The following is a 26,294-nucleotide window of genomic DNA, read 5'->3' as shown; positions in this document are numbered from 1 at the left end:
GCCCGCTTCAGGCGCTCCTGTGGCGCGCCATCAACTTGGCCTGCAGCACGACGACGACGAGCAGGAAGGCGCCGCGGATGACGGACTGCCAGTAGGCGGACAACGAGATCCAGCCGAGGCCGTTTTCGAAGTTCAGGATGTTGAACACCATGGCCAGGAGGAGCGCGCCGGCCAGCGTCGCGCCGACCGAGCCCGAACCGCCCGTCAGCAGCGTGCCGCCGACCACGACGGACGCGATCGCGAAAAGCTCCCAGCCGACGCCTTCCGTCGGCTGGCCGGCGCCGAACTGCGAGGCGAGGATGACGCCGGCAAGGCCGGCGAGCGTGCCGGAGGCGAGATAGACGGCGGCAAGCGTGCGCTCGACTTTCAGGCCCATCAGGCCGGCTGTCGCCTCGCCGTCGCCGATGGCGAGGACGTGGCGGCCGACGGGCAGCTTTTCGAGCACCAGCCAGCCGAGGATATAGGCGGCGAGCGCGATCCAGGCAGGAATGGGAAAGCCCAGGAAATCGTCCTGGCCGATCACCGTGAAGCCGCTGTCGTAGGAGACGGAGACCGACTGGTTGTTGGCGATGAGCAGGCCCGTGCCATAGGCGGCGAGCATGGTCGCGAGCGTTGCGATGAAGGGCTGGATGCGCATCTTCGTGATGATGAAGCCATTGAGCGCGCCGACCGCGCAGCCGGCGGCCATGCCGCCGAGGAGACCTGCCGCCCAGTGCCAGGGCGAAAGGAGCGCCGCCACCACGCTCGCCATTGCCGCCGTGCCGCCGACCGAAAGGTCGATGCCGCCGGTGATGATGACGAAGGCCATGCCGAGGGCGATCAGCGCGAACATGGAATTGTAGCGCAGGAACGAGAGGATGTTGTAGGACGAAAGGAAGTTGTCGTAACGCAGCGCCCCGAAGAGGATGAGGCCGAAAAGCGCGAGGAGGACGCCGAGCCGGGCGATGTCGCCGGAGGATTTGATGGCGAAGGGGCGGAGGAGGGTGTGCATGATGGGTCTCCTCAAGACTTGTCGGCGCGTTGCTGGATGAAGACGGCGAGCACGATCAGCCCGGCCTTGACGATGAGGGCGGCCGCATCCGGCACGCCGTTGGCCAATAGCGTGTAGCGGACGAGCTGGATGACGAAGGCGCCGAGCACGGTGCCGATGATGTTCGCCCGCCCGCCCGTGAGCAGCGTGCCGCCGACGGCGACGGCGGCGATGGCGTCGAGTTCCATGCCGAGGCCGACGAGGTTGGCGTCGCTGGCGGAGTTGCGCGCCACCACGACGAGGCCGGCAAGCCCCGCAAGCGCGCCGCTGATCATGTAGACGAAGAGCTTGACCCGCTTCACCGGCACGCCGGTGAGCCTTGCGGCCTTCTCGTTGCCGCCGACGGCGATGATCTGCCGGCCGATGACCGTGTAGCGGATCATCGCAAAGGTGAGGGCGACGATGACGGTCATCAGCACGACCTGCGCCGGAATGCCGGCGATGCGGCCCATGGCGATGAACTGGAAGCCCTCGTTCCTGAAGACCTGCAGGTTGCCGTTGGTCATGACCTGCGCGATGCCGCGTCCGGCGATGAAGAGCACGAGCGTCGCGATGATCGGCTGGATGGAAAAGCGCGTGACGAGCAGCCCGTTGAACAGGCCGAAGAGGCCGGCGACGACGACGGGAAGGAGGAAGGCGAGCGCCACGGCGAATGCCATGTTCTCCACCTGCCAGAACTGGCCCATGAAGATCATCGGCGCGAGCGCGCCCGCTATCGCCATCAGCGAGCCGACCGACAGGTCGATGCCGCCGGTGGCGATGACGAGCGTCATGCCGGTCGCGACGATGACGATGGTCGCGACCTGCGTGAGGTTCACGTTGAGCGTCTGCCAGGAAAGGAAGTTCGGCGTCACCGCGACGTTGAAGACGATGAGCGCCAGGAAGGCGACGAACGTGCCGTAGCGGCTCGCCAGCGTGAACAGCCGGCTGCCGGGAGAAAGTGTGCCGGAGGGCTGCGGGGCGGGGGTCTCGATCGTCGTCATGTCATTCAACCTGATGGGCCATGGCGGAAAGCAGCGCCGCTTCGCTCAAGTCCTTGCGCGGCAGGGTCGCGACGGACGTGCCGTCGCTGAGCACGGTCACGCGGTCGGCGGCGGCGAGCAGCTCCTCCAGTTCGGAGGAGATCATCAGCACGCTGAGGCCCTCGTCGGCGAGGCTGCGCAACAGCTTGAGGATTTCCGATTTGGCGCCGATATCGATGCCGCGGGTCGGCTCGTCGATGATCAGGACACGCGGGTCGGTGGCGAGCCAGCGGGCAAGCAGCACCTTCTGCTGGTTGCCGCCGGAGAGCTCCCTGATCGGCTGGTCAGGCGAGGCGCATTTGACGCCGAGGGCGCGGATGTAGCGGGTGACGATCTCGTCCTGCCGCGCGCGGTCGACGATGCCGGCCTTCTTCAGCCTCGGCAGCAGCGCCAGCGTCATGTTCTCGCGGATGCTCATGTCGGGCACGATGCCGTCGATCTTGCGGTCTTCCGAGACGAGGCCGATGCCATCGGCGATGGCGTCGGCCGGCTCGCGATAGGTGCGCGCGCGGCCGTCCATGCGGATCGTGCCGCGCTGCATCTTGTCGGCACCGAAGATCAGGCGCGCCGTCTCCGTACGGCCCGAGCCGAGCAGGCCGGCAAGGCCCGATATCTCGCCCTCGCGCACGTCGAGGCTGACATCGCGGACACGCACGCCTGCACCGGCATTCTCGACCGCGAGGCGGACGGGCCGCTCGGGCGCGTCCTCATCCGGCGCGATCGCCTGGAAGGCGGCGAGCTCCTTGCCGAGCATGTGGCGCACCAGCGCCATCTTGGGCATGTCCGCCATCGGGCTTTTCGCGACCGTCTGGCCGTCCCGCATGATCGTCACCCGGTCGCAGATCGCGTAGAGCTCGTCGAGCCGGTGCCCGATGAAGATGACGGCGACGCCCGCGCGTTTCAGCGTGCGGATCGTCTCGAAGAGCACGGCGACCTCGCGCTCGTCGAGCGAGGAGGTGGGCTCGTCCATGATGACGAGGCGGGCCTTTTGCGTGACGGCGCGGGCGATGGCCACCATCTGCCGGGTCGCGGCATCGAAATGCGCGACGGGCCGGTCGACATCGATGGAGAGGTTGAAGGTTTTCAGCACGGCCTCGGCGCCGCGCCGCATGGCGGCATGGTCGATCAGGCCGAAGCGCTTCGGCTCGCGGGAAAGGTAGATGTTTTCCGCCACCGAGCGCTGCGGGGCGAGGTTGATTTCCTGGTAGATCGTCGCGATGCCGGCGCCTTGCGCCTCTGCCGGCATCGAGAAGTCGACCTCCCTGCCGTCGAAGGCGATGCTGCCCTCGTCGCGGCGGTAGACGCCGGTGAGGATCTTGATCAGCGTGGACTTGCCCGCGCCGTTCTGGCCGACGAGCGCCATGACCTCCGCCGGCTCGACCTCGAGCGAGGCGGATTTCAGCGCGGCGACGCCGGCAAACGCCTTTGAAACGCCCTGCATGGACAGAAGCATCGGGTTCCTCCTCTATCCGCCCTCCGGGACGGGCATCACGAGCCTACACCCGAACGAACCAAAGGTCAGGCCCGTTCAAGAAACGGCCGAGACGGTGGAGCCGCCCCGGCCGCAAGAGGCTTGGGAGTTCTGGTCAGTAGGCGTCGGCGAGTTCCGCGGCGGCGTTGGAGGCGTCGTAGAACTTGTCGTCGTTGATGATCATCGGCTCGATCGTCTCGCCCTTGGCATAGCGCAGCATGGTCTCGAAGGCCTTGGGCCCGAAGCGCGGATTGCACTCGACGACCGCAGCGATCTTGCCGTCGACAACCGCCTGCACGGCTTCCTTGCCGCCGTCGATGGACAGGACGAGCACATCCTTGCCCGGCACCTTGCCGGCCGCTTCCAGCGCGGCGATGGCGCCCATCGCCATTTCGTCGTTGTGGGCGTAGATGATGTCGGCATCCGGATGCGCCTGAAGCAGGGCTTCGGCTACCTGGCGGCCCTTGTCGCGGGCGAAGTCGCCGGTCTGCGAGGCGACGATCTCGAAGCCGCCGGCCGCCTGGATCGCCTCGTCGAAGCCCTTCTTGCGGTCGTTGGCGGGCGATGAACCGGTCGTGCCTTCCAATTCGATGATCTTGGACTTGCCGTTGGCGTTCTTCACCAGCCATTCTGCGATACGCCTTCCTTCCTCGACGAAGTTCGAGCCGATGAAGGTGAGGTAATCCTCGCCGGCCTTGGCCAGCGACGGATCGACCGAGCGGTCGAGCAGGATCACCGGGATGCCCGCCTTCTTGGCGGCCATGACGGCGGGAATCAGCGGCTTTTCCTCGCGCGGGGCAAGGAAGATGACGTCGACGCCCTGGGCGATCATCGAGTTGACGTCGGCGACCTGCTTGGCGGCGGAACCGGCGGCGTCCGTGTAGACGAGCTGGTAGCCGAGCTTTTCAGCCTCGGCCTTCATGCTGTTCGTCTGGGCGATGCGCCAGGGATTGTTGGATTCGGTCTGCGCGAAGCCGACCTTGTAGGTGTCCTTCTGTTCGAGCTTCGGCACTTGGGCGATCGCAACGCCGGCAACGGCAAGCGCGCCGGCGGCCGTGGCCGCGAGCATGAAGGTGCGACGGGAAATCATGGTCATGAGCGGGTTCTCCTCCCAGGTTCTGGCCGGTGCTCCTCTACCGGACGTGAGCAAATTCCTGCTTCACATGGGCAAATCTTGCGCTAATAATATTAGCAGTCAAGAGCCAAAATTATGAGCACTTGCAAAAAATCCGCGTGCAGTGCAAAGCACGCCGAGGCGAGGAACGGACGCATGGCCAGGGGTAACGGGCGCAATTCGGGCAAGGAAGGCGGCGGACGGCCGACGATGACGGATGTCGCGCGGATTGCCGGCGTCTCGCAATCCAGCGTCTCGCTCGTCCTCAACGAGATGTCCGGCTCGCGCATCTCGCCGGAGACGCAGCAGAAGGTGCGCGAGGCTGCTCATAAGATCGGTTATAAATTACCGGCGACCCGCGGTCCGGTCGCGGCGGCCCCGACGGTGGAGAAGGACACGATCGCCTTCATCGTCGACGAAATCTCGACCAGCCCCCATCCCGTCGTCAGCCTCGACGGCATCCGTGACTACGCCTTCGAGCAGGGACTGCTGGTTTCCGCCCATGCCACGCGCTCCAATCCGGACCTCGAGCAGGCGGTGCTGCGCTCCGTCCTGCGCGACCCCGCCATTGCCGGCGTCGTCTATGCGACGATCTTCACGCGAAAGGTCTCCGTCCCGCCCGCGCTGAAATCCATCCCGACCGTGCTGCTCAACTGCTATTGCGAGCCGCGCCAGCATGTGGCGATCGTGCCGGGCGAGGTGGCGGGCGGTTTTGCGGCGACGGCGCACCTGACCGCGCTCGGCCACAAACGCATCGGCTTCATCAACGGCGAGCCCTGGATGGACGCGGCGATGGACCGTCTCAAGGGCTACAAGCAGGCGCTTGCCACCGCCGACATCGCCTTTGACGAGAGCCTGGTGCGCGATGGCGACTGGCTGCCGCTGCGCGGCTACGAGGCCGGGCTCGACCTGCTTTCCCTGGACAATCCCCCGACCGCGATCTTCTGCGGCAACGACCTGATGGCGATCGGCGTCATGGAGGCGGCGCAGGAAAAGGGGCTGCGGGTGCCGCAGGACCTCTCCGTCATGGGCTATGACGACCAGGAGCTCGCCCGCTACACCCATCCACCGCTTTCGACGCTTGTCCTGCCCAACTACGAGATGGGCCAGAAGGCCGCCGAGATCCTCATCGACATGGCGATCCACGGCAAGCAGACGCGTGCCATGACGATCAAGGTCGACGGGCCGCTCGTGGTCCGGGACACGACGGCGGCGAAAACAGCCGCTCGCTAGCGCAATTCCAGCAAAGTGCGCAGCGGTTTCGCGTCGGGAATTGCGAAAAAAACAAACGGATAGAGCGTATTCGCGATTCGGAGAAAAGCGGAAATGCTCCAGATCGCGCCCTATTCGAAAAGGTCGGGGTTGGCCGCCTCGATCTGCGGCAGGTCCGTGAGGATGCCGTTGAGATGGCTGCGCATGGCGGCCTCGGCGGTTTCGGCGTCGCGCGTGTCGATGGCGTTGATGATCGCCTCGTGCTCGCCGATCAGCCGTGTCATCGAGTCCGGATGGCGGAGCTGCAGGTTGCAGACGCGGTCCATGTGCGCCTTGATGTCCGAGATCGCGTTCCAGGCCAGGCCGCATCCGGCGCCTTCGGCAATCGCGATGTGGAACTGCTCGTCCTCGCGACGAAAGGCGTTGTGATCGTTCGCATCGCGCGCGGCCTTCTGGCGGGCGAGGATCGTGTCGATCTTGCGCCGGGTCCAGGTGTCGAAGGATTCGCTCGCGCGGCGCGCGACGGCGGTCTCGATGGCCTCGCGCACGAAACGCGCCTCCATCATCTGGCGCGCCGAGATGCGCACCACGACGGTGCCGCGGTTCGGGCGGATATCCACCAGCTTCGACTTGCCGAGGGCGATCAGCGCCTCGCGAACGGGTTGGCGCGAGACGCCCATGCGGGTGGCGATCTCCTGTTCGGAGAGCCGCGTGCCGGGGGCGAGCTCCAGCCGTATGATGGATTCGCGCAGGTCCCGTTCCACCTGCGCCGCCGCGGTTTCGCCGGTATCGATCTTCAGGGATTCAAGGTTCACGTCTTTTACCGCCGTCATGCGTTGACATCCATTTAAAGCCACCATACAGTACCATACAATTCATGCGCAACAAAAATCCGGTGGTCTGAGAACCGGATCAACAGGGAGGGCTGGCGCCATCTTGCCGGCCGGAAGACGATATTGCTGTCCAATTTCATTGCACCCGATTCCCGTGACCCGCGGCTGAATATTAAATCCCGCTATCAGATGCTTGTCGATGGCAAGTCCGTCGATGCGGCATCCGGCAGGACGATCGACCGCGTGAGCCCCGGCCATGCCGGCGCCGTGGTCGGCACCTGGCCGGAAGCCTCGGCGGATGATGTGCGGCTGGCGGTCGCCGCCGCGCGCCGGGCCTTCGATACCGGCCCCTGGCCGCGCATGTCGGGCGCCGAGCGCTCGCGCCTGATGTTCAAGGTGGCGGACCTTATCCTTGCGCATCAGGAGGACCTGGCGCTCGCGGAAAGCCTGGAGGTCGGCAAGCCGATCGCCCAGGCGCGCGGCGAGATCGGCTTCTGCGCCGACCTGTGGTCCTATGCCGCGGGCCAGGCCCGCGCGCTGGAAGGCCAGAGCCACAACAATATCGGCGATGATCGCCTCGGCCTCGTGCTGCGCGAGCCGGTCGGCGTCGTCGGCATCATCACGCCGTGGAATTTTCCCTTCATCATCGCCTCCGAGCGCGTGCCGTGGGCGATCGGCGCCGGCTGCACGGTGGTGCTGAAGCCCTCCGAATTCACCTCCGGCACCTCGATCCGCATGGCGGAGCTGGCGCGCGAGGCCGGCATTCCGGACGGCGTCTTCAACGTCGTCACCGGCTACGGCGATCCGGCCGGCCAGGTGCTGGCGGAGGATCCCGGTGTCGACATGGTCGCGTTCACCGGCTCCGTGCGTGTCGGCACGAAGCTCGGCGAGATCGCGGCGCGCAGCGTCAAGCGCGTCGGGCTGGAGCTCGGCGGCAAGGGGCCGCAGATCGTCTTCGCCGACGCGGACCTGGAAGCCGCTGCCGACGGCATCGCCTACGGCGTCTACCACAATGCCGGCCAGTGCTGCATTTCCGGCAGCCGCCTGCTGGTCGAGGAAAGCATCCGCGATGCGCTGATGGAGCGCCTGCTCGACATTTCCCGCAAGGTCACCTTCGGCGATCCGCTGAACGAGCGCACCAAGATCGGCGCGCTGATCTCGGAGGCCCATGCGGAGAAGGTGCATTCCTATGTCGAGGCGGGCGTCGCCTCCGGCGCGGAACTCCTGCTCGGCGGCGAGAGGGTCGGCAGGCAGGCCGGTCTCTATTACGCGCCGACCGTCTTTGCGGGCGTCACGCCCGACATGTCGATTGCCCGCGAGGAGATCTTCGGGCCGGTGCTCTCGACGCTGACCTTCAGGACGGCGGACGAGGCGGTGGCGATGGCGAATGCCACGGAGTTCGGCCTGTCGGCCAGCGTCTGGTCCACCAATCTCGAAAACGCGCTGCAGAGCATTCGCCGGATCCGCGCCGGCCGCTGCTGGATCAACAGCGTGATCGACGGCACGCCGGAGCTGCCCATCGGCGGCTACAAGAAGAGCGGCCTCGGCCGCGAGCTCGGCCGCTACGGCTTCGACGAATATTCCCAGTTCAAGGGCGTGCACGTCACGCTCGGGCGCCCTGCGCCCTGGTTCGCATAACCGGCTGCCGTTCGGCGGTCAGGAGGAGGAAAATCCCGGCTGGCGCGATCTTTGGTCGGAGCCCGCCAGCCGGGACCTGGGTCCCTTGGGACCCGCATTGCACATCCAAAGGGAGGATACGCAAATGAAATTGACCAGGTTGAAAACCGTGGCCATGGCCGCGGGCCTTGCCGCCATGATGGCATCTACGGCGCTTGCCGCAGACGTCAAGGCCACGATGATCATCTACCTCGATCCGAGTGTCCAGTTCTTTAATCCCGTGGTGAAGGGCGCGCAAGACGCCGCCAGCCAGTTCGGCGTCGATCTCGACGTGCAATATGCCAACAACGACCCGGTGCGCCAGAACGACTTGATCGAAAGCGCGACGGCCAGCGGCGTCGACGGCATCGCGGTGGCGATCTCCTCGTCGGATGCCTTCGACGAGAGCATCTGCGCCGCGGTGAAAGCCGGCATCATCGTCATCGGCTTCAACAACGACGACCTCGAAGGCGCCAAGGGCAATTGCCGCCAGGCTTATGTCGGCATGGACGAGTTCGCCTCGGGCTATGAACTCGGCAACCGCATGATCAAGGAATTCGGCCTGAAATCCGGCGACGTCGTCTTCAATCCGCGCGAAATTCCGGAGGCGAGCTTCGCGGTCGCCCGTGGCGGCGGCATCGAGAAGGCCATGGCGGAAAACGGCATCAAGGTGGAAACGGTGCGTGCCGGTCTCGACCCGGCGGAAGCGCAGAACATCATCGCGCAGTTCCTGATCGCCAATCCGAACGTGAAGGCGCTGTTCGGCACGGGTTCGGTCACCTCGACGGTGGGTGCCGGCGCCATCAAGGATGCCGGCGTCGACATCCCGTTCGGCGGCTTCGACCTGGCGGTCGAGATCGTCAACGCCGTGGAATCCGGCGCGATGTTCGCGACCATGGACCAGCAGCCCTACCTCCAGGGCTACTACCCGATCGCCCAGATCGCGCTTGCCAAGAAGTACGGGCTGACCCCGACGGATGTCGACACCGGGCAGGGCGCCTTCCTCGACAAGTCGCGCATCAGCTCGGTCAAGCCGCTGATCGGCAGTTTCCGCTAACCGGACCCGAGGGAACCTGCCGGCATGACCCGGCGGGTTCCCCGTTCCCCAACGATCGAGTGCCAGACCGTGACACCTATCCTCGCCGACAGTGCCGCGCCCCGTTCGCGCACGCAAAGACAATCCACTCTCAGGAAGATCATGGGCATGCCCGCCGGCGCGATCTTCCTCGTCTTCATGACGCTGCAGATCGTCTGCATCGCCGGCGCATTGCTCTATCCGAACGAGTTCCGTTATCTCTCGCCGCAGAACCTGACGATCCTGATGAAGGCCATCCCCGTGCTCGGCTGCCTGGCGCTCGGTGCCGGCGTGCTGATGATCGCGGGCGAGTTCGATCTCTCCATCGGCTCCGTCTACACCTTCACCGCCGTCCTGATGGCAAGCCTCGTGGGCGCCGGCGTGAGCGCGTTCATCGCCGCGCCGCTCGGCATCGTCGTCGGCCTGATGATCGGCCTCCTCAACGGCCATATCACGCTGCGCTTCGGCCTGCCGTCCTTCATCGTCACGCTTGGCGGCCTCCTGTTCTGGCGCGGCGCCGTGCTGCTCTACAACGGCGCGGTGCAGGTGCGCTTCGATCCCGAGCCGATCTTCACGAGCCTGTTTTCCGGCACGCTGCTCGGCATCAACGCCGCCTTCATCTGGATCGTGCTGTTCGTCGTCGGCTTCCATTTCCTGCTGCACCGCCACCGCTTCGGCAACCATGTCTTTGCGACAGGCGGCAATCGCGGCGCGGCGGAGGCGATCGGCATCAACACCAACCGCGTCAAGCTCATCGCCTTTGCGATCGCCGGCGGCATGGCGGCCATGGCGGGCATTCTTGCCACGGCCCGCGTCGGCAGCGTGCAGCCGGGGCAGGGCGCCGGCCTCGAACTCCAGGCCATCGCCGCCTGTGTCATCGGCGGCCTGTCGTTGCGGGGCGGCCGCGGATCGATCATCGGCATCTTCCTCGGCGTGCTGCTGATCCACACCATCACGGATGTGCTGCTGCTGCTGCGCGCGCCCGGCTTCTACCTCGACATGTTCATCGCGACGCTGATCGTGCTGGCCGCCATCTTCAACCATCTCATCGAGCGGCGAGGGCTTGCGTGATGTCTCATCTCCTCGAACTGCACAACATCTCCAAGAGCTTCGGTGCGCTCACCGCCCTTCGCAATCTCAGCTTCCACATCGGTGAAGGCGAGGTGGTGGGCCTGCTCGGGGACAACGGCGCCGGCAAGTCCACCACGGTCAACCTGATCTCGGGCATCCACAAGCCGACCGACGGTTATCTCAGCGTCGACGGCAGGAAGACGCTCTTCACCTGCCGGTCGGATTCGGCGGATGCCGGCATCGAGACGATCTACCAGCACACCGCACTGGTCGACAGCCTCTCAATCACCCGCAACATCTTCATGGGGCGGGAGCTGACGGACCGCTTCGGCTTTCTCCGGCAGGCCGAGATGCGCGATATCGCCATGGAGGTTTTGCAGAACGCCGTTCACATCTCCGGCATCGATTCACCGGATACGCTGGTCGGAAATCTCTCGGGCGGCCAGAAGCAGGCCGTCGCCATCGCGCGCGCCGTCTACTTCAAGAAGCGCGTGCTGCTGCTGGACGAGCCGACCTCGGCGCTCTCGGTGCGCGAGACGGAGGCGCTGCTGAACCAGGTGTTGAAGCTGAAGGCGGAGAACGTCTCCAGCGTGCTGGTGACGCACAACATCTACCACGCCTACCAGGTTTGCGACCGGTTCGTGATCATGAGCCATGGCACCAAGGTCTTCGACGTCGCCAAGGCGGACACGACGATCAACCAGCTCACCGAATATGTCGTGCTCACCTGATCTTCATTTCTGAAAGCAAGAGGCAATGCCGTGACTATTTCCGTATCAGTACGCCAGGTCGTCGGGCCGCAGGACGCCGCACGGCGCAACACGCAGGGACTTCGCGACGGCTTCGTCATCGAGGCGATGTTCCAGCCCGGTCAGGTGAACCTCACCTATAGCCATCTCGACCGCATGATCGTCGGCGGTGTCGTGCCGACGGGCGAAAAACTCGAGATCGGTCATGTCGCCGAAACCGGCACGGGCCAGTTCCTCGAGCGCCGCGAGGCCGCCATCATCAATATCGGTGGTGCCGGCACGGTGAGCGTCGGCGGCAGGAACTATCCGCTCGGCTTCCAGGAGGCCGTCTATGTCGGCATGGGCGAGGGGACGCTTGGCTTTGCAAGCGACGACCCCGCAGAGCCTGCGCTGTTCTACGTCCTGAGTGCGCCGGCGCACCGGACCTGCCCGACGGTGCACATCACCCGCGACATGGCGAAGAAGGTGCATCTGGGGTCGGCGGAGGAATGCAACGCCCGCACCATCAACCAGTATGTGCACCCGGATGTCTGCGAGAGCTGCCAGCTGCTCGTCGGCCTCACCATGTTCGAGCCGGGCTCCGTCTGGAACACCATGCCGGCCCATGTGCACGACCGGCGCATGGAGGTCTACCTCTACTTCGATATGCAGGAAGCGACCCGCATCTTCCATTTCCTGGGCGAACCGGGCGAGACGCGGCATGTCGTGCTGAAGAACCGCGAGGCGGTGCTGTCGCCCGGCTGGTCGATCCATTCGGGCGCGGGAACGGGCCGCTACGCCTTCATCTGGGCCATGGCCGGCGACAATATGAGCTTCACCGACATGGACAAGGTGCCGATGGAATCTCTGCGATGAGCCGCTTCGATCTCTCCGGCCGCTGGGCGATCGTCACCGGTGCCAATACCGGCATCGGCCAGGCCATCGCAGTCGGGCTTGCGAATGCGGGCGCCGATATCGTCGGCGTCGGCCGTTCCGCCACAACGCAAACCGAGGCGGATGTGTGCTCCCTCGGCCGGAGATTTGTCACCGTTTCGGCGGATCTTTCCCGGACCGGCAGCGCGGCAAGGGTCATTGCCGGTGCGCTGGAGGCTGGCGCAACGCCGGACATTCTCGTCAACAATGCCGGCATCATCCGCCGGGGGGATTCGCTGGATTTCACGGAGGAGGACTGGGACGCGGTGCTCGACACCAACCTCAAGTCCGTTTTCTTCCTGTGCCAGGCCTTCGCAAGGGCCGCGCTGGCCGCGGAGCGTCGGGCGAAGATCATCAACATCGCCTCGATGTTGTCCTTCCAGGGCGGGATACGCGTGCCGTCCTACACGGCGGCAAAGAGCGGCCTTGCCGGCATTACCAGGCTTCTGGCCAACGAATGGGCGGGGAGCGGCATCAATGTGAATGCCATCGCCCCCGGCTATGTCGAGACCAACAACACGATGGCGCTCCGGGCAGATGCCGAGCGCAATGCCGATATCCTGAAGCGTATTCCGGCGGGCCGCTGGGCGCGGCCGGAGGACATGGCCGGTGCCGCGGTTTTCCTTGCGAGCCCGGCCTCCGACTATGTACATGGCGCCATCCTGCCGGTCGACGGTGGATGGCTTGCCCGATGAGAGGACCGAAATGCAGTTCTATTCACTGCCCGAGAATACCGTCTGGACCGAAGTCGCCCCCGGCAACCGCCGTGCGGTGCTGAGCGAGCGCCCGGAACTGATGCTCGTTGCCTTCAGCTTCGACGAGGGCGCCGTCGGCGCCCTGCATTCGCATCCGCACACGCAAGTCAGCTACGTCGCCGAAGGCGCGTTCGACGTCACGGTGGACGGCGTCACCACACGCCTCGAACAGGGGGGCAGCTTCATCGTCGCGCCCAATCTTGTGCATGGCGTGGTCGCCTTGACGAAGGGACTGCTGATCGACACGTTCACGCCGCGCCGCGATGACTTCCTGTGAAGGACCGTATCGAGACGTTCTTATGAAGGTAAGCGACACGGAGGCCGTAGAACGAAAAATGCCGGGTGCCGCGCGGGAAATGTGTCAGGCGATGCGCCTTCCTTCCCGATCGAGAACCTGCTCGCCGTCCTCCTTGAAGAACGGCCCCTTGAAGGTGTCGGGCAGGATGTCGAGGACGACCTCGGAAGGACGGGCCAGCCTGGTGCCGAGCGATGTCACGACGAAAGGGCGGTTGATGAGGATCGGCGTCTCGATCATCGCGTCGAGCAGCTGGTCGTCGGTCAGGTCCGGATTACCGAGGCCGAGTTTGGCATGGGGCGTGCCTTTCTCACGGATGGCCTGCCGAACGGTCAGCCCGGCATCCGCGATCATCGTTTCGAGCTGCTCGCGCGTCGGCGGAACTTGCAGGTATTCGATGACGGTCGGCTCGATCCCGGCCGCGCGGATCAGCGCCAGCGTGTTGCGGGACGTTCCGCAGGACGGGTTGTGGTAGATGACGGCGTCCATGGTCAGTGCCTTTCGAAGAACGGGATGGTCGTCGTGAGAGGGGTGGGTGCTCGGGACAGTTTCCAGCCTGATCATGCTCATGGTGGTGTCGCCTCGGATCGACGGCAGGGCGCAAGCTCGGCGACCAGCGGCGCGGGCACCAAGCCATCGGCCGCTGCGTTGCCCTCGTCAAGTCTCGGCAGATCCGCGCAGCGGTTTTGACGCAGATCATCGCAGCATGGCCGGGTCGAAGGCTAGCTTCTCCTCCATTGGGTAACCATTCAGGCGAAGGAGCTCGAAAATGCCTTTCAAGACCATACTCTCGCTCATCGGCACGACAGACACCGAAGCGGATATCGACAAGGCCGTGGCACTGACGGCAGAGCTGGAGGGGCACCTGTCCGTGCTGGCGCTGCGAACCGCGATATCGCCGTTCGGTACAAGCTACCCGGCCGCGGCCGCGTGGCTGGATGCGCGCCAGAAGGAGATCGACGGGCTGATGGACGTCCGGCGCATGGCCGAGGACCGTTGCCGGAAAGGCGGACTGTCCTTCGGCATCGATCACCTCTACGATGACCGCTACATGATCGAAAGCAATATCGGCATGCGTGCGATGTATGCCGACGTCGTCGTTGCCGGCGAGGGGATCCGTTCGGATGCCGACCTGCGCAGCGCCGCCGTTGCGGCCACGGCTTTTCATTCCGGCACACCGCTTCTCCTGATGCCGAAGGCGGGCCGTGTCAGCCTGAAGCCGAAAAACGTCCTCCTGGCGTGGAATGGCCGCCCGCAGGCTGCCAGCGCCGCGAAGGCCGCGATGGAGATGCTGGTGGGGGCCGATGCAGTCCGCCTCGTCGTCATCGATCCGGATACCTCCTATTTCGGCAATGGCGAGGAGCCGGGCGCCGACATGGCGGCCTTCCTGGCCCGCCATGGGGCGAAAGTCGTCGTCGAGCAGCGCTCGAGCGGGGAGCGCGAGGCGGAAGACGTCATCCGCCAGCATGCGCTCGAACTCGGCTGCGACATGATCGTCATGGGAGCCTATGGCCATTCGCGTTTGCGCGAGCGGATCTTCGGCGGCGTTACCGCGTCGATCCTGGAGAGCTGCGACGTGCCCGTCTTCATGGTGCGGTGACCCTCGAAGCGCCCCGGCCGCCCTCCCGGCGCCGGGGCGCTTCCGCCGCCGTTCAGGCGTTCCAGGACATTGCCGGCGACACCTTTCGCATGAGCGTCTTTTCAAGCTCCAGAACCACCATCGTCACCAAACCGATCGCCAGGATCAGCAGGCCATCCGTCAAGGCGACCGGTGCGCTGCCGAAGAGAGCGTGCATGAACGGAGCGAAGGTGAAGAGGAGCTGCGCGGCGACGACTACGGCGATGGCCGCGAGCACGGCGGGTGTGCCCATGGCGCCGATCAGGCTGAATGACGTGCGGTGCAGGTATCGCACGTTGAACAGGTAGAAGATCTCCATCACCACCAGCATGTTGACCACCATGGTGCGCGCGCCGTCCTCGGCATAGCCCCTGTGGAGCGCGTATTCGAAGATGCCGAAGACGCCGAGCATGAAGATGAGGGAGACGAAGGCGATGCGCCAGACGAGGAAGCGCGAGAGGATCGGCGCGTCGCGCCGGCGCGGCGGGCGGCGCATGACGCCGGGCTCCGAGGGCTCGAAGGCGAGCACCAGGCCGAGCGTGACGGTGAGGATCATGTTGATCCAGAGGATCTGCACCGGCGTCATCGGCAGCGTCAGGCCGAGGAGGATCGCGAAGATCACGCACAGCACCTCGCCGCCATTGGTGGGCAGCGTCCAGCCGATCACCTTGCGGATATTGTCGTAGACCGTGCGGCCCTCGTGCACGGCGGCGACGATGGAGGCGAAATTGTCGTCGAGCAGCACCATCTGGGCGGCCTCCTTGGCCGCCTCCGTGCCCTTGCGGCCCATGGCGACGCCGACATCGGCCTGCTTGACCGCCGGCGCGTCGTTGACGCCGTCGCCGGTCATGGCGACGATATGGCCGTTCGCCTGGAGGGCGCGCACGATGCGCAGCTTGTGCTCGGGCGTCGCGCGGGCGAAGACGCTGACCTCCTCGACGATCCGGCGCAGGTCCTCGTCCGTCATGGCGTCGAGCGCGCTGCCCTCGAGCGCCTTCGGATCGTCGGCGATGGCGAGCTTGCGGGCGATGGCGACGGCGGTGCCGTTGTGGTCGCCGGTGATCATCTTGACGGCGATGCCGGCGGAGCGGCATTCGGCCACCGCCGCGATGGCCTCCTCGCGCGGCGGGTCGATGAAGCCCGCGACGCCGAGGAAGGTCAGGCCGGTCTCGACCATGGCGAAGGTCAGCCGCTCGACGTCCCGTCCGGCGGTCCCGACCGCGAAGCCGAGCACGCGCTCGCCCTCGGCGGCGGCCGCGTCGATGCGCTGGCGCCAGTAGGCGGGGTCGATGGCGCCCGGTGCGCCTTCGCCTGCCTGGTTCGTGCACATGGCCAGCACCCGTTCGGGCGCGCCCTTGACGAAGATGCGGCGCGTGCCGTCCGGATCGTCGTGCAGCGTCGCCATGAAACGGTGCTGGGCATCGAACGGAATCTCGTCCAGCCGGCCCCAGATCTCGCGTTCGGTCTCCGGATGCAGCCCGGCTTTCGCGGCAAGCGTGACGAGCGCGCCTTCCATGGGGTCGCCCAGCACCGCCCACTGTCCGTCACGCTCGATGAGCCGCGCGTCGTTGCACAGCAGGGCGGCGCGGATGAGTGCGTCGCGGACCGGGTCCGGCCGTGCCGCGCCGCCGTCCGGGGCCGCAAGCTTGCCCTCCGGCGCATAGCCCGCGCCGGCAAGCTCCGTCACGCCCCCGGCCGTCACGACATGGCGCACGGTCATCTCGTTCTTCGTCAGCGTGCCCGTCTTGTCGGAGCAGATCACCGAGGTCGCGCCGAGCGTCTCGACGGCCGGCAGCCGGCGCACCACGGCATTGCGCGCCGCCATCCGCCGCACGCCGATCGCCAGCGTGATGGTGATGACGGCCGGCAGCCCTTCCGGCACGACGCCGACGGCGAGCGCCACGACCACCATCAGCGCGTCGAGCCAGTCGTAATGTCTCACCAGCACGGCGAAGACGAAGAGGATGGCGGCCGTGCCGATGGCGAACCAGGTGAAGAACCGGCCGAATTCGTTGATCTGGCGCAGCAGCGGCGTGGTCAGCGTCTGCACGTTGCCGATGAGGTTGGAAATGCGGCCGATCTCGGTGCGGCTGCCCGTCGCCACCACGACGCCGTGCCCCTGGCCGGTGGTGATGAGGGTGCCGGAATGGAGGATCGGCAGCCGGTCGCCGAGCGCGGTGTCGGCCGGCACCGTCTCCTCCCGCTTTTCGGCGGGCACGGACTCGCCCGTCAGGATCGCCTCGTCCGCGCTGAGCCCGCGCGCCCTGATGAGCCGGATGTCGGCCGGCACCTTGTCGCCCGCCTCCAGCACGACGACGTCGCCGGGAACGATCTCGCGGGCATCGACGGTGTGCCGTTCACCTTCGCGCACGACGACGGTGTGCGGGGCGATCATGTCGCGGATCGCGTCCAGAGCCCGCTCGGCCTTGCCCTCCTGGATGAAACCGACCACCGCGTTGACCACGACGACGATGACGATGACCACGCCGTCGATGACATGGCCGAGCAGCATGGCGGCAAGCGCGGCCGACAGGAGGAAATAGATGAGCGCGTTGTTGAACTGCGCAAGGAAGCGCAGGACCGGATGCGTGCGGGCGGTGGCCGGCAGCTGGTTGGGGCCATGGGTGCCTAGGCGGCGCCCGGCCTCGTCGTGGCCGAGGCCGTCGAGGCCCGTCGCCAGCGCCGCGCAGGTCTCTTCCTTCGTGCGGGCGTGCCAAGCCTGCGGGCGGGGTTGAATATCGACTGCGCTCATGCCCTTCTCCTTCGCCATCATGCCTCCTTTTCCGCTATGCCCGTCATCCATCCGATCGCACGCCTCTGCCGGGGACGATCATCACGTCGCACTCCACCCCGTCGAGAAGCGCCTCGGCGACGCTGCCGATCAGCGCGCCGAGAAGGCCGGTCCGCCCGTAAGTGCCGGAAAGGAGCAGGTCGATGTCTTCCCTCACCGCGAATTCCGCCAGAAGGGTCGCGGGATCGCCATGGGCCACCTGGATGCCGACATCCTCTCCTCCTTCCGGCAGGTGGCTTGCGAGGAAGGTCTTCGCATCCTTCCGCGCCAGGTTCGCCCGGCCTTGTTCGGAACCATCCTTGTCGTCGAGAAAACTGCGGAACGGTATGTCGAAGGCGTGGAAAAGCGTGATGCACGACGGCGGGAAGAGCAGGGCGCCCATTTGGAACGCGCCGGCGGAGGCTTCAGAGAGATCGCTGGCTACCACGATGCGGCGATAGGCCTGCCGCGCCCGCTTCTTCACCACCAGCACCGGCAGGCCGGCCTGGCGCACCACGCTTGCCGTCGTGCCGCCGACCAGCATGTGCCCCAGCGCATCGTTGCCGGCAATGCCGGTGACGATCATGTCGCACTTCCTTTCGCGCGCGACGGCGAGGATGACGTCGGCCGGTTCTCCTTCGCGGATATCGACATCCCAGGCGATATCGCCGACATCCGCGAACTCGCGATCGAGATGGTTGGACGCGCGCCGCCTGGCGGCGGCGAGGACGGTGGAGGCGGCGGCGGTCATGCTCACGACGTCGAGCGCATGCACGATCGTCAGCTTCGCCTTCCATGCCCGCGCGAGGTCGAGCGCACGGTCCTGCGCCCTGTCGCAGCGTGCGCTGAGGTCCGTTGCAAGAAGAAGGTGGCGAGGGGGCGTTTCGGCCATGGGCACGTTTCCTTGTCGCGTTGGCGCAGCGAGGCAGCGCGGTTGATGGCGGCGGGGCTCACCCGGCGGTGTCCCCCAGGATCGAGATGGTTTCCTCGGCGATCACCTGTTCCTCGTCGGTGGCGATGACGAAGGCGGCGATGCGGCTTGCCGGGGTGCCGATGCGGGTCGTGTTCGCGGCATTGGCGGCGGGATCGAGATCGAGGCCGAGCCAGCCGAGCCGCTTGCAGACAGCGGCCCGTACCGCCGGCTGGTTCTCGCCGACGCCGGCGGTGAAGACGACGGCATCGAGGCCGCCGAGCGTTGCGGCGAGCCGGGCGATCTCGCCGGCGATGCGGAAGGTGAAGAGGTCGATCGCCTCCCTCGCCTCCGGCGCATCGCTGGCAAGAAGGTCGCGGCTGTCGGCGCTGATGCCGGAGACGCCGAGGAGGCCGGATTCGTGGTAGAGGAGGTCTTCCACCTCGGTCGGCATCCGTCCTTCGCGCCGCAGGAGATGCAAAAGCACGCCGGGATCGAGCGCGCCGCAGCGCGTCGCCATCGGGATGCCGTCGAGGGTCGAAAAGCCCATGCTGGTGTCGCGGCTGATGCCGCCAAGCATGCCGCACAGGCTCGCGCCGCTGCCGAGATGGGCGACCACGACCCGGCCGCTGGCCGCCTCCGGCGCCACGCGGGCCAGTTCGCTGGCGATGAACCTGTAGGAAAGGCCGTGGAAGCCGTAGCGCTTGATGCCGCGGTCATGGAGGGCCCGCGGGATGGCGAAGCGGCGCACGAGCGCGTCGTTCGTCCGATGGAAGGCGGTGTCGAAGGAGGCGGTCTGCGGCAGGTCCGGCAGCAGGCCGGCGATCGCGCGGATCAGGCGCAGGCTCTGCGGCTGGTGGAGCGGCGCCAGCGCCGTCAGCGCGTCGACCGCCGCGATCGTGTCCGCATCGAGGGGCACGGGGCCGTCGAACCGGTCGCCGCCATGCACGACGCGGTGCCCGGCCGCTGCCACGTCGCCCAGGTCGAAGTGGCGGCCGAGGACAGCCAGGGTCTCCGACAGGATGCCGCTCAGATCCTCGTCCGGCCGGGCTTCCAGCGCGGTTTCGATCCGCCGTTCCCCCTCGCTCACCCGAAGCGTCAGCGGATCGTGGCGAAAATCGATTACGCCGCGGGCAATCCGGTCCGGACCGCCGGCACGAAGCGCGAACAGGCCGATCTTCACGGTGGAGGAGCCGGCATTGAAGGTCAGCAGGGTCTTCACGCGGGCAATCCCTCCGCCGGATACGGCGCGGCGGCCATCTTGGCGAGCGCCGCCGAAGCGATGCGGGCCGAAAGCGGATCGGAACGGCTGGTCAGCACGATGGGCACCCGCGCGCCCAGCACCAGCCCGGCCGCCGTGGCACCGGCGAAATAGATGAGCTGCTTGGCCAGCATGTTGCCGGCCTCGAGGTCCGGCACGAGCAGGATGTCGGCCTCGCCCGCGACGGGGGAGACGATGCCCTTGGTGCGGGCGGCGTCCACGCTGATGGCATTGTCGAAGGCGAGCGGCCCGTCGACCTTCGCGCCGGTGATCTGCCCGCGCGCCGCCATCACGGTCAGCGCCGCGGCGTCGAGCGTCGCCGGCATCTTCGGGTTCACGGTCTCGACGGCGGCAAGCACCGCCACCTTCGGCTCCGCCATGCCGAGGCGGCGCAGGAGATCGACCGCGTTCTGGCAGATGTCGCGCTTGTGCTCCAGCGTCGGCTGGATGTTGATCGCCGCGTCGGTGACGATAAGCGGCTTGTCGTAGGCCGGGACGTCCATGGCATAGACATGGCTGATGCGCCGCTCGGTGCGAAGGCCCGAGCCGGGTGCGACGACGGCGCCGAGAAGCTCGTCCGTGTGCAGGCTGCCCTTGACCAGCACGGCGACCTTGCCCGCCACGGCAAGCTCGACGCCGCGCGCGGCCGCGGCATGGCTGTGGGCGACAGGGTCGATCTCGATGCCGTCGAGAGAGACCTGCGCGGCTTCGGCGGCGGCCCGGATCTTGCCCTCCGGCCCGACGAGGATCGGTTCCAGCAGACCCGCCTCGCGCGCTTCCAGAGCGCCGGTGATGGCCGCGGCCGAGCAGGGATGCACGATGGCGGCCCGGATCGAAGGAAGCGCCCGCGCCTGCTTCACGAGGGCCTCGTAGCGATCGTGCCTTCTCAGCGATACATCGGGCAGCCGCGTGCGCGGCCATTCGATGCTGCGCTCCGGCGCGATCACCGTCGCCGTCCCCTTCAGCACGACCTCGCCCTCGCGGTTGGTGCAGGCCGTATCGAGCACGACGATGCGTTTTTGCGGCTGCTTCTCCTTCACCGTGACGGTGGCGGTGATGGTGTCGCCGGGGGCGACGGGCTTGCGGAACTGCAGGTCCTGGCCGAGATAGATCGTACCCGGCCCCGGCAACCGCGTGCCGAGCACGGCCGAGACGAGGGCCGCCGTCCACATGCCATGGGCGACGACATGGCCGAAGAGGCCGGTTTTCGCGAAGGCTGCGTCGAGATGCGCCGGGTTCTGGTCGCCGGAGATGGCGGCGAACAGGTCGATGTCGTCGTGCCCGACGAGCCGGACGATCGAGGCCGTATCGCCGGGCTGCAGCTCATCGAAGGTCCTGTTGCGGAGAAAGTCGTCCATCGGCGGTTCACCTTTGCAAGACATGGCTGCCCGGCTATCCGCGAGCGGTGTTCAGGGCGGGGGCCGGGTTCGGGTGATGGCGCACCAGCCCGGCGGATGGCGCCACCCTATAGAGGGCAGTCTCCACGTCCTTTGACACAGATCAAGTTTCATTGCGCCAAACCGCCTAGAATGACACCATGTCGAAACGGAAAACGGGAGTTCGTCATGTCTCATGGCAATACGACGGATGCGGAGCGAGTTGCATCCGCCTTCACCTGGCCGATGGTTCCTGTTGGCGCCGACCCGCTGTTCCGCATGCCGTTCGAGATCGGCATTGCGATGTACCGGCAATGGCTCGGGGCATCGTCGCGCCTGCTTCAGGACCAGTCCGCCTATCTCCAGAATCTCGCCGAATGCGACGATCCCCTCAACATGCTGGTCTGCCAGACGGAGTTCGCCGAGAAATCCGTCGTGGCCGGTCTCGACGAATTGCGCCGCGGCGTCGACGCGATCACGGACACGGCCTGCGAGCAGCTGATCGTGGACCGGGCACTGCCGCAATAAGCATCTCCGCTTTTTCGGAGCAAACCGGACAGAATGGACGTTGAAGCCTTCGAACAGGCGGCAGGGAGAGAGTGCATGGCAAACGATCCGAACACCGGGGACCTCGCGCTGATCGATCGCTACTGGCGGGCGGCCAATTATCTTTCCGTCGGCCAGATCTACCTGATGGACAATCCGCTGCTGCGCGAGCCGCTGAAGGCGGAGCATGTGAAGCCGCGCCTTCTCGGCCACTGGGGCACCACGCCGGGTCTCAATTTCATCTACGTCCACCTCAATCGGATCATCAAGGCCCGCGATGCCGACATCCTCTACATCTGCGGCCCCGGCCACGGCGGGCCCGGCATGGTGGCCAACACCTATCTGGAGGGCACCTATTCGGAAGTCTATCCGGAAGTCGGCGAGGACGAGGCGGGGCTGAAAAAGCTCTTCCGGCAGTTCTCCTTCCCCGGCGGCATCCCGAGCCATGCGGCGCCCGAGACGCCGGGCTCGATCCACGAGGGCGGCGAGCTCGGCTATGCGCTGGTGCATGCCTATGGCGCGGCCTTCGACAATCCCGACCTCGTCGTCGCCTGCGTGGTAGGAGATGGCGAGGCCGAGACCGGCCCGCTCGCCGCCGCCTGGCATTCCAACAAGTTTTTGAGCCCTGTGCGGGACGGCACGGTGCTGCCGATCCTGCATCTCAACGGCTACAAGATCGCCAACCCAACCGTGCTGGCGCGCCTGCCGGACGAAGAGCTTGCCCATCTCTTCACCGGCTATGGCTACGATCCGATCTTCGTGGAAGGCCACGAGCCACAGGCCATGCACCGGGACATGGCGGCCGCGCTCGATACGGCCTTCGACCGCATCGCGGCCATCCGCGCCGCGGCGAAGGACGATCCCGCCCGAAGGCCGCGCTGGCCGATGATCGTGCTGCGCAGCCCCAAGGGCTGGACGGGCCCGAAGGAGGTGGACGGCAAGGTGGTCGAGAACCATTGGCGCTCACACCAGGTGCCGGTTTCCGAATGCCGCACGAACGCCGCCCACCGCGACATCCTCGAAGCCTGGATGCGCAGCTACGATCCGGAAGACCTCTTTGACGCGGCCGGCCGCCTCAAGCCGGACCTGGGGGCGCTCGCGCCGAGCGGCGAACGCCGCATGGGCGCCAGCCCGCACGCCAATGGCGGCATCCTGCGCAAGGCGCTGCGCACGCCCGATATCGGCGACTATGCGGTCGCCTTGGAGCGGCCCGGCGCTGTCGATGCGCAGGCGACGAAGGTTCTCGGCGATTGTCTGCGCGATGTGATCCGGCTGAACGCGGCGGAGAACAATTTCCGCGTCTTCGGGCCGGACGAGACGGCCTCGAACCGGCTCGGCAGCGTCTTCGAGGCGACGGATCGCATATGGATGGCCGAGACGCTGCCGACGGACGATCATCTTGCGCCGGACGGCCGCGTCATGGAGGTGCTCAGCGAACATCTCTGCCAGGGCTGGCTGGAAGGCTACCTTCTCACCGGCCGCCACGGCTTCTTCTCCTGCTACGAGGCCTTCATCCACATCGTCGATTCGATGTTCAACCAGCATGCCAAGTGGCTGAAGGTCGCGCGCGAGCTGCCCTGGCGCAAGCCGGTCTCCTCGCTCAACTATCTCCTGACCTCCCATGTCTGGCGGCAGGACCACAACGGCTTCTCGCATCAGGATCCCGGTTTCGTCGACCTCGTCGCCAACAAGGGCGCGGATATCGTGCGCGTCTACCTGCCGCCGGACGCCAACACGCTGCTCTGGGTCGGCGATCATTGCCTGAAGACCTGGAACCGCATCAACGTCATCGTCGCCGGCAAGCAGCCGGCGCCGCAATGGCTGACGATGGACGAGGCTGTGCGCCATTGCGAGGCCGGGCTCGGGATATGGGACTGGGCGGGCACGGAAGAAGGGCTCGGCCCCGACATCGTGATGGCCTGCGCCGGCGACGTGCCAACGATGGAAACCCTCGCCGCCGTCGACCTCCTGCGCCAGGCGCTGCCGCATCTGCGCATCCGCGTCGTCAACGTCGTCGACCTGATGGCGCTGCAATCGCCGCAGCACCATCCGCATGGTGTCTCGGACGGGGATTTCGATCGGGTCTTCACGCGCGACCGGCCGGTGATCTTCGCCTATCACGGCTATCCCTACCTCATCCACCGCCTGGTCTACAAACGCACGAACCACGCGAACATCCATGTCAGGGGCTTCATCGAGGAGGGCACGACGACGACGCCCTTCGACATGGCCGTGATGAACGAACTCGACCGTTACCACCTCGCCATCGAGGCCGTCGAACGCCTGCCGGTTCTGGGGGAGAAGGCGGCGGATATCGTCGCCGGGCTGAAGGGCAAGCTTGCCGAGCACCATGCCTATGTGCGCGAGCACGGCGAGGACATGCCGGAAATCCGGGACTGGAAATGGCCCTATCCGCGGCAATAGCCGTGTTGTGGGCAAAGCGGTCCGCGAGGGGAGGGGATCATGCTGTCATTGAAATCGCTCGGCGGCGCCGGAACCGTCACCGGCTCGAAGCATCTGCTTTCCCTGGGCGAGCATCCATCCTGATCGATTGCGGTCTCTTCCAGGGCCTGAAGAACCTGCGTGATCTCAACTGGACGCCCTTGCCGGTCTCCCCGCACGCCATCGACGCGGTGATCCTCACCCATGCCCATCTCGATCATAGCGGATACCTGCCGCGGCTGGTGCGCGAGGGCTATCGCGGCAAGGTCTACGCGACGCCGGCCACCCGCGATGTCGCCGAACTGATCCTCATGGACAGCGGCCATCTGCAGGAAAAGGATGCGGACTTCCTCAACCGGCACAAGCTGTCGCGCCACCAGCCGGCCCTTCCGCTCTATGGCGTGCGGGACGCGCAACGGGCCGTCGAGCATGTCTCGACCGTGGAATTCGGGCAGACGGTGCGGTTTGCCAATGGCGCGACCTTCCGCTTCCGTCCCGCCGGGCACATTCTCGGCGCGGCGAGCGTGGACCTCGAATGGGGCGGCCGCCGGGTCGTCTTTTCCGGCGATATCGGCCGCTACGGCGATCCGCTCATGCCGGACCCGGCTCCGCCGCCGGAGGCCGACTATATCCTCATCGAATCCACCTACGACAACCGCATCCACGACAGGACCGACCCGGCCGATGCCCTGCAAGCGGTCATCGACCGGACGGTCAAGCGCGGCGGCACGCTCGTCGTCCCGGCCTTCGCCGTCGGCAGGGCGCAGGAGCTGCTCTACTATTTCTGGAAGCTGAAACGGGCGGGCCGCCTCCCGGCCGTCCCGCTGTTCCTCGACAGTCCCATGGCCATCGACGCGACCGGGTTGATGGGCCGGCACATGCAGGATCACCGCCTCGACATGGAAACCTGCAAGGACGTGTTCTCCATCGCGCGCTACACCGACGACGTCGAGGCCTCGAAGGCGATCAGCACCAACCGGTTCCCCAAGATCGTCATTTCCGCTTCGGGCATGGCGACGGGCGGGCGTGTCCTGCATCACCTCAAGGCGTTCGCGCCCGATGCGCGCAACACCATCCTGCTTGCCGGCTTCCAGGCGGCCGGCACGCGCGGCCGCTCGCTTCAGGAGGGCGCCAGGGAATTGAAGATCCATGGGGCCTGGGTGCCGGTCAACGCGGAGGTGGCGCATCTCGACATGCTCTCGGCCCATGCCGATGCCGACGAACTGATGCGTTGGCTCTCCGCCTGCCCGCGCCCGCCGCGCAAGGTCTTCATCGTGCATGGCGAGGCCGAAGCCTCCGAAGCGTTGCGTATCCGCATCGCGCGGGAGCTTGGATGGGCGAGCGTCGTGCCGCGGCTCGACCAGGAATTCGTGTTGTGAGCCCGGCAGGCCGGGCTCAGGCGGAGCGGAGGTCCTTGCGGATCAGGACGAGGGTCGGGTCGTCGGGATAGGGGATAGCGACGAAACCCTGTTCCCGTTCGAGTTCGATGGCCTCGTAGTTTTCGCGGCTCTCGAGCGATTCCAGCGCGTCGACGCCGCGGGCCTGCGCATAGCGCGCCGCATGGCGCAGCATTTCCCACGCGACGCCCTTGTGCTTGTCCTCGGCGCGAACCGAGATCGCCACCTCCGCCTTCGTCATCGACGGATCACAGGCCACCATCGCCGCCGCGACGATCGCCTTGCCGCCATCGGCAAAGGCAAGGAAGTGTTCGGTCGCACGATGATCGACCCGCGTCATGGCGAGGAGGCGCTCATGGCTCACCTCGCGCACGCCACCGAGGAAACGGAAGCGCAGGTCTGCGGGTGCCACATGGGCGAAGAAGTCGGCCAGAAGCGCCTCGTCCTCGGGGCGGACCGGGCGAATGTGGAGCACGAGCCCGCTGCGGGTGACCAGATCGCAGCTCCAGAGGTCGGCGGCATCCCGCGCGGATGCGCCGCCTGCCCGCTCCGGTTCCTCGTAAACGAGAGTCGTCATCACAGTCTCCTTCGCACGGTTCGATTGATTACGGATACCGGTCATTGTGCACCCGTCGCCGCGCCCCGGCTTTGACACGGGTCAAGGCGGAGCGGGGGGATCGGGTGCAGTCTTTCCAGACCTTCGAACTCCGGGAGACGTAGCCATGACTGCCGCAGATGTTCATTCCACTTCCCCGACGTCCGCCTCGACGGCCAGGCAG

23 protein-coding genes are annotated in these 26,294 nt (G+C 66.4%); 12 read left to right on the top strand and 11 right to left on the bottom strand.

Going from position 1 to position 26,294, the window contains the following annotated elements; genetic code table 11:
• Positions 1-7: 7 nt before the first annotated feature.
• The 4 genes from MUU56_RS29790 to MUU56_RS29775 form a co-directional block, all read right to left on the bottom strand.
• On the bottom strand, positions 8-991 hold the full coding sequence (locus MUU56_RS29790) for an ABC transporter permease (RefSeq protein ID WP_245081952.1): 984 nt from the start codon (positions 989-991) through the stop codon (positions 8-10).
• 11 nt (positions 992-1,002) lie between these two features.
• Positions 1,003-2,013: an ABC transporter permease gene (locus tag MUU56_RS29785; RefSeq protein WP_245081950.1), complete on the bottom strand. Its 1,011-nt coding sequence runs from the start codon at positions 2,011-2,013 to the stop codon at positions 1,003-1,005.
• A gap of 1 nt (position 2,014) precedes the next feature.
• The gene (locus MUU56_RS29780) at positions 2,015-3,505 is read right to left on the bottom strand and encodes a sugar ABC transporter ATP-binding protein (protein WP_245081948.1); all 1,491 of its coding nucleotides are present in this window, start codon (positions 3,503-3,505) and stop codon (positions 2,015-2,017) included.
• A gap of 133 nt (positions 3,506-3,638) precedes the next feature.
• Positions 3,639-4,619: an ABC transporter substrate-binding protein gene (locus MUU56_RS29775; protein ID WP_245081946.1), complete on the bottom strand. Its 981-nt coding sequence runs from the start codon at positions 4,617-4,619 to the stop codon at positions 3,639-3,641.
• Between the two features lie 174 nt (positions 4,620-4,793).
• Here MUU56_RS29775 and MUU56_RS29770 point away from each other — a divergent pair, with 174 nt between their 5' ends.
• A complete protein-coding gene (locus MUU56_RS29770; RefSeq protein ID WP_245081944.1) occupies positions 4,794-5,870 on the top strand; it encodes a LacI family DNA-binding transcriptional regulator in 1,077 nt (358 codons plus the stop codon).
• Between the two features lie 110 nt (positions 5,871-5,980).
• On the opposite strand, the gene MUU56_RS29765 is transcribed toward MUU56_RS29770, so the two are convergent.
• Positions 5,981-6,682, bottom strand: a complete 702-nt coding sequence (locus MUU56_RS29765) for a GntR family transcriptional regulator (protein WP_245081942.1) — start codon at positions 6,680-6,682, stop codon at positions 5,981-5,983.
• Between the two features lie 123 nt (positions 6,683-6,805).
• On the opposite strand from MUU56_RS29765, the gene MUU56_RS29760 reads away from it, so the two are divergent.
• The 7 genes from MUU56_RS29760 to MUU56_RS29730 all read left to right on the top strand — a co-directional run bounded on the left by MUU56_RS29760 (position 6,806) and on the right by MUU56_RS29730 (position 13,177).
• The gene (locus MUU56_RS29760; protein ID WP_245081933.1) at positions 6,806-8,320 is read left to right on the top strand and encodes an aldehyde dehydrogenase family protein; all 1,515 of its coding nucleotides are present in this window, start codon (positions 6,806-6,808) and stop codon (positions 8,318-8,320) included.
• A 124-nt stretch (positions 8,321-8,444) separates the two neighbouring features.
• Complete coding sequence (locus MUU56_RS29755; protein ID WP_245081931.1) at positions 8,445-9,395, top strand: sugar ABC transporter substrate-binding protein; 951 nt, start codon at positions 8,445-8,447, stop codon at positions 9,393-9,395.
• A gap of 69 nt (positions 9,396-9,464) precedes the next feature.
• A complete protein-coding gene (locus tag MUU56_RS29750; RefSeq protein ID WP_245081930.1) occupies positions 9,465-10,484 on the top strand; it encodes an ABC transporter permease in 1,020 nt (339 codons plus the stop codon).
• Entirely contained in the window at positions 10,484-11,215 is a 732-nt protein-coding gene (locus MUU56_RS29745) for an ATP-binding cassette domain-containing protein (RefSeq protein WP_245082026.1), read from the top strand. The genes MUU56_RS29750 and MUU56_RS29745 overlap by 1 nt, the downstream gene beginning before the upstream one ends.
• A gap of 30 nt (positions 11,216-11,245) precedes the next feature.
• The gene (gene kduI, locus MUU56_RS29740) at positions 11,246-12,088 is read left to right on the top strand and encodes a 5-dehydro-4-deoxy-D-glucuronate isomerase (protein WP_245081929.1); all 843 of its coding nucleotides are present in this window, start codon (positions 11,246-11,248) and stop codon (positions 12,086-12,088) included.
• Positions 12,085-12,840 (top strand): 2-dehydro-3-deoxy-D-gluconate 5-dehydrogenase KduD, encoded by a 756-nt coding sequence (gene kduD, locus MUU56_RS29735; RefSeq protein ID WP_245081928.1) that lies wholly within the window; start codon positions 12,085-12,087, stop codon positions 12,838-12,840. The genes kduI and kduD overlap by 4 nt, the downstream gene beginning before the upstream one ends.
• 10 nt (positions 12,841-12,850) lie before the next feature.
• A complete protein-coding gene (locus MUU56_RS29730; RefSeq protein WP_245081927.1) occupies positions 12,851-13,177 on the top strand; it encodes a cupin domain-containing protein in 327 nt (108 codons plus the stop codon).
• An 84-nt stretch (positions 13,178-13,261) separates the two neighbouring features.
• Here the strand turns inward: MUU56_RS29730 and arsC are convergent, their stop codons facing one another.
• Positions 13,262-13,684, bottom strand: a complete 423-nt coding sequence (arsC, locus tag MUU56_RS29725; protein WP_245082024.1) for an arsenate reductase (glutaredoxin) — start codon at positions 13,682-13,684, stop codon at positions 13,262-13,264.
• Between the two features lie 280 nt (positions 13,685-13,964).
• Between arsC and MUU56_RS29720 the strand changes: the two genes are divergently transcribed.
• Positions 13,965-14,795, top strand: coding sequence for a universal stress protein (locus tag MUU56_RS29720; RefSeq protein ID WP_245081926.1), 831 nt, complete (start codon positions 13,965-13,967; stop codon positions 14,793-14,795).
• 52 nt (positions 14,796-14,847) lie between these two features.
• Here MUU56_RS29720 and MUU56_RS29715 read toward each other — a convergent pair whose 3' ends face one another.
• Genes MUU56_RS29715 through MUU56_RS29700 form a run of 4 tightly spaced genes read right to left on the bottom strand, consistent with a single transcriptional unit; the run spans position 14,848 to position 21,112 of the window.
• The gene (locus MUU56_RS29715) at positions 14,848-17,565 is read right to left on the bottom strand and encodes an HAD-IC family P-type ATPase (RefSeq protein ID WP_245081925.1); all 2,718 of its coding nucleotides are present in this window, start codon (positions 17,563-17,565) and stop codon (positions 14,848-14,850) included.
• A 43-nt stretch (positions 17,566-17,608) separates the two neighbouring features.
• On the bottom strand, positions 17,609-18,475 hold the full coding sequence (locus tag MUU56_RS29710) for a universal stress protein (protein ID WP_245081919.1): 867 nt from the start codon (positions 18,473-18,475) through the stop codon (positions 17,609-17,611).
• A 58-nt stretch (positions 18,476-18,533) separates the two neighbouring features.
• The gene (locus MUU56_RS29705) at positions 18,534-19,724 is read right to left on the bottom strand and encodes an acetate/propionate family kinase (protein WP_398433060.1); all 1,191 of its coding nucleotides are present in this window, start codon (positions 19,722-19,724) and stop codon (positions 18,534-18,536) included.
• Positions 19,712-21,112: a bifunctional enoyl-CoA hydratase/phosphate acetyltransferase gene (locus MUU56_RS29700; protein WP_245081917.1), complete on the bottom strand. Its 1,401-nt coding sequence runs from the start codon at positions 21,110-21,112 to the stop codon at positions 19,712-19,714. The genes MUU56_RS29705 and MUU56_RS29700 overlap by 13 nt, the downstream gene beginning before the upstream one ends.
• A gap of 207 nt (positions 21,113-21,319) precedes the next feature.
• On the opposite strand from MUU56_RS29700, the gene MUU56_RS29695 reads away from it, so the two are divergent.
• From MUU56_RS29695 to MUU56_RS29685, 3 genes are all read left to right on the top strand, one after another.
• Entirely contained in the window at positions 21,320-21,658 is a 339-nt protein-coding gene (locus MUU56_RS29695; protein WP_245081916.1) for a hypothetical protein, read from the top strand.
• A gap of 75 nt (positions 21,659-21,733) precedes the next feature.
• Positions 21,734-24,100, top strand: a complete 2,367-nt coding sequence (locus tag MUU56_RS29690; RefSeq protein ID WP_245081915.1) for a phosphoketolase family protein — start codon at positions 21,734-21,736, stop codon at positions 24,098-24,100.
• A complete protein-coding gene (locus MUU56_RS29685; RefSeq protein WP_425314255.1) occupies positions 24,079-25,497 on the top strand; it encodes an MBL fold metallo-hydrolase RNA specificity domain-containing protein in 1,419 nt (472 codons plus the stop codon). The genes MUU56_RS29690 and MUU56_RS29685 overlap by 22 nt, the downstream gene beginning before the upstream one ends.
• 16 nt (positions 25,498-25,513) lie before the next feature.
• On the opposite strand, the gene MUU56_RS29680 is transcribed toward MUU56_RS29685, so the two are convergent.
• Positions 25,514-26,092: a GNAT family N-acetyltransferase gene (locus MUU56_RS29680; protein WP_245081913.1), complete on the bottom strand. Its 579-nt coding sequence runs from the start codon at positions 26,090-26,092 to the stop codon at positions 25,514-25,516.
• Between the last annotated feature and the right edge of the window lie 202 nt (positions 26,093-26,294).

The sequence above is a fragment of the Shinella yambaruensis genome (assembly GCF_022899355.1).
GTDB classification, from domain to species: domain Bacteria; phylum Pseudomonadota; class Alphaproteobacteria; order Rhizobiales; family Rhizobiaceae; genus Shinella; species Shinella yambaruensis.
Note: the sequence above shows the minus strand (reverse complement) of the source record. Positions and strands in the feature narration are given on the sequence as shown.

Bases quoted from the DNA above. Each gene is read 5' to 3' on its own strand.
- MUU56_RS29680 (WP_245081913.1), bottom strand. From the start codon at position 26,092: ATGACGACTCTCGTTTACGAGGAACCGGAGCGGGCAGGCGGCGCATCC.
- arsC (WP_245082024.1), bottom strand. From the start codon at position 13,684: ATGGACGCCGTCATCTACCACAACCCGTCCTGCGGAACGTCCCGCAAC.
- MUU56_RS29755 (WP_245081931.1), top strand. From the start codon at position 8,445: ATGAAATTGACCAGGTTGAAAACCGTGGCCATGGCCGCGGGCCTTGCC.
- MUU56_RS29765 (WP_245081942.1), bottom strand. From the start codon at position 6,682: ATGACGGCGGTAAAAGACGTGAACCTTGAATCCCTGAAGATCGATACC.
- kduD (WP_245081928.1), top strand. From the start codon at position 12,085: ATGAGCCGCTTCGATCTCTCCGGCCGCTGGGCGATCGTCACCGGTGCC.
- MUU56_RS29690 (WP_245081915.1), top strand. From the start codon at position 21,734: ATGGCAAACGATCCGAACACCGGGGACCTCGCGCTGATCGATCGCTAC.
- MUU56_RS29780 (WP_245081948.1), bottom strand. From the start codon at position 3,505: ATGCTTCTGTCCATGCAGGGCGTTTCAAAGGCGTTTGCCGGCGTCGCC.
- MUU56_RS29730 (WP_245081927.1), top strand. From the start codon at position 12,851: ATGCAGTTCTATTCACTGCCCGAGAATACCGTCTGGACCGAAGTCGCC.
- MUU56_RS29785 (WP_245081950.1), bottom strand. From the start codon at position 2,013: ATGACGACGATCGAGACCCCCGCCCCGCAGCCCTCCGGCACACTTTCT.
- MUU56_RS29695 (WP_245081916.1), top strand. From the start codon at position 21,320: ATGTCTCATGGCAATACGACGGATGCGGAGCGAGTTGCATCCGCCTTC.
- MUU56_RS29790 (WP_245081952.1), bottom strand. From the start codon at position 991: ATGCACACCCTCCTCCGCCCCTTCGCCATCAAATCCTCCGGCGACATC.
- MUU56_RS29770 (WP_245081944.1), top strand. From the start codon at position 4,794: ATGGCCAGGGGTAACGGGCGCAATTCGGGCAAGGAAGGCGGCGGACGG.
- MUU56_RS29745 (WP_245082026.1), top strand. From the start codon at position 10,484: ATGTCTCATCTCCTCGAACTGCACAACATCTCCAAGAGCTTCGGTGCG.
- MUU56_RS29700 (WP_245081917.1), bottom strand. From the start codon at position 21,112: ATGGACGACTTTCTCCGCAACAGGACCTTCGATGAGCTGCAGCCCGGC.
- MUU56_RS29715 (WP_245081925.1), bottom strand. From the start codon at position 17,565: ATGAGCGCAGTCGATATTCAACCCCGCCCGCAGGCTTGGCACGCCCGC.
- MUU56_RS29775 (WP_245081946.1), bottom strand. From the start codon at position 4,619: ATGACCATGATTTCCCGTCGCACCTTCATGCTCGCGGCCACGGCCGCC.
- MUU56_RS29685 (WP_425314255.1), top strand. From the start codon at position 24,079: ATGGCCCTATCCGCGGCAATAGCCGTGTTGTGGGCAAAGCGGTCCGCG.
- MUU56_RS29710 (WP_245081919.1), bottom strand. From the start codon at position 18,475: ATGGCCGAAACGCCCCCTCGCCACCTTCTTCTTGCAACGGACCTCAGC.
- MUU56_RS29720 (WP_245081926.1), top strand. From the start codon at position 13,965: ATGCCTTTCAAGACCATACTCTCGCTCATCGGCACGACAGACACCGAA.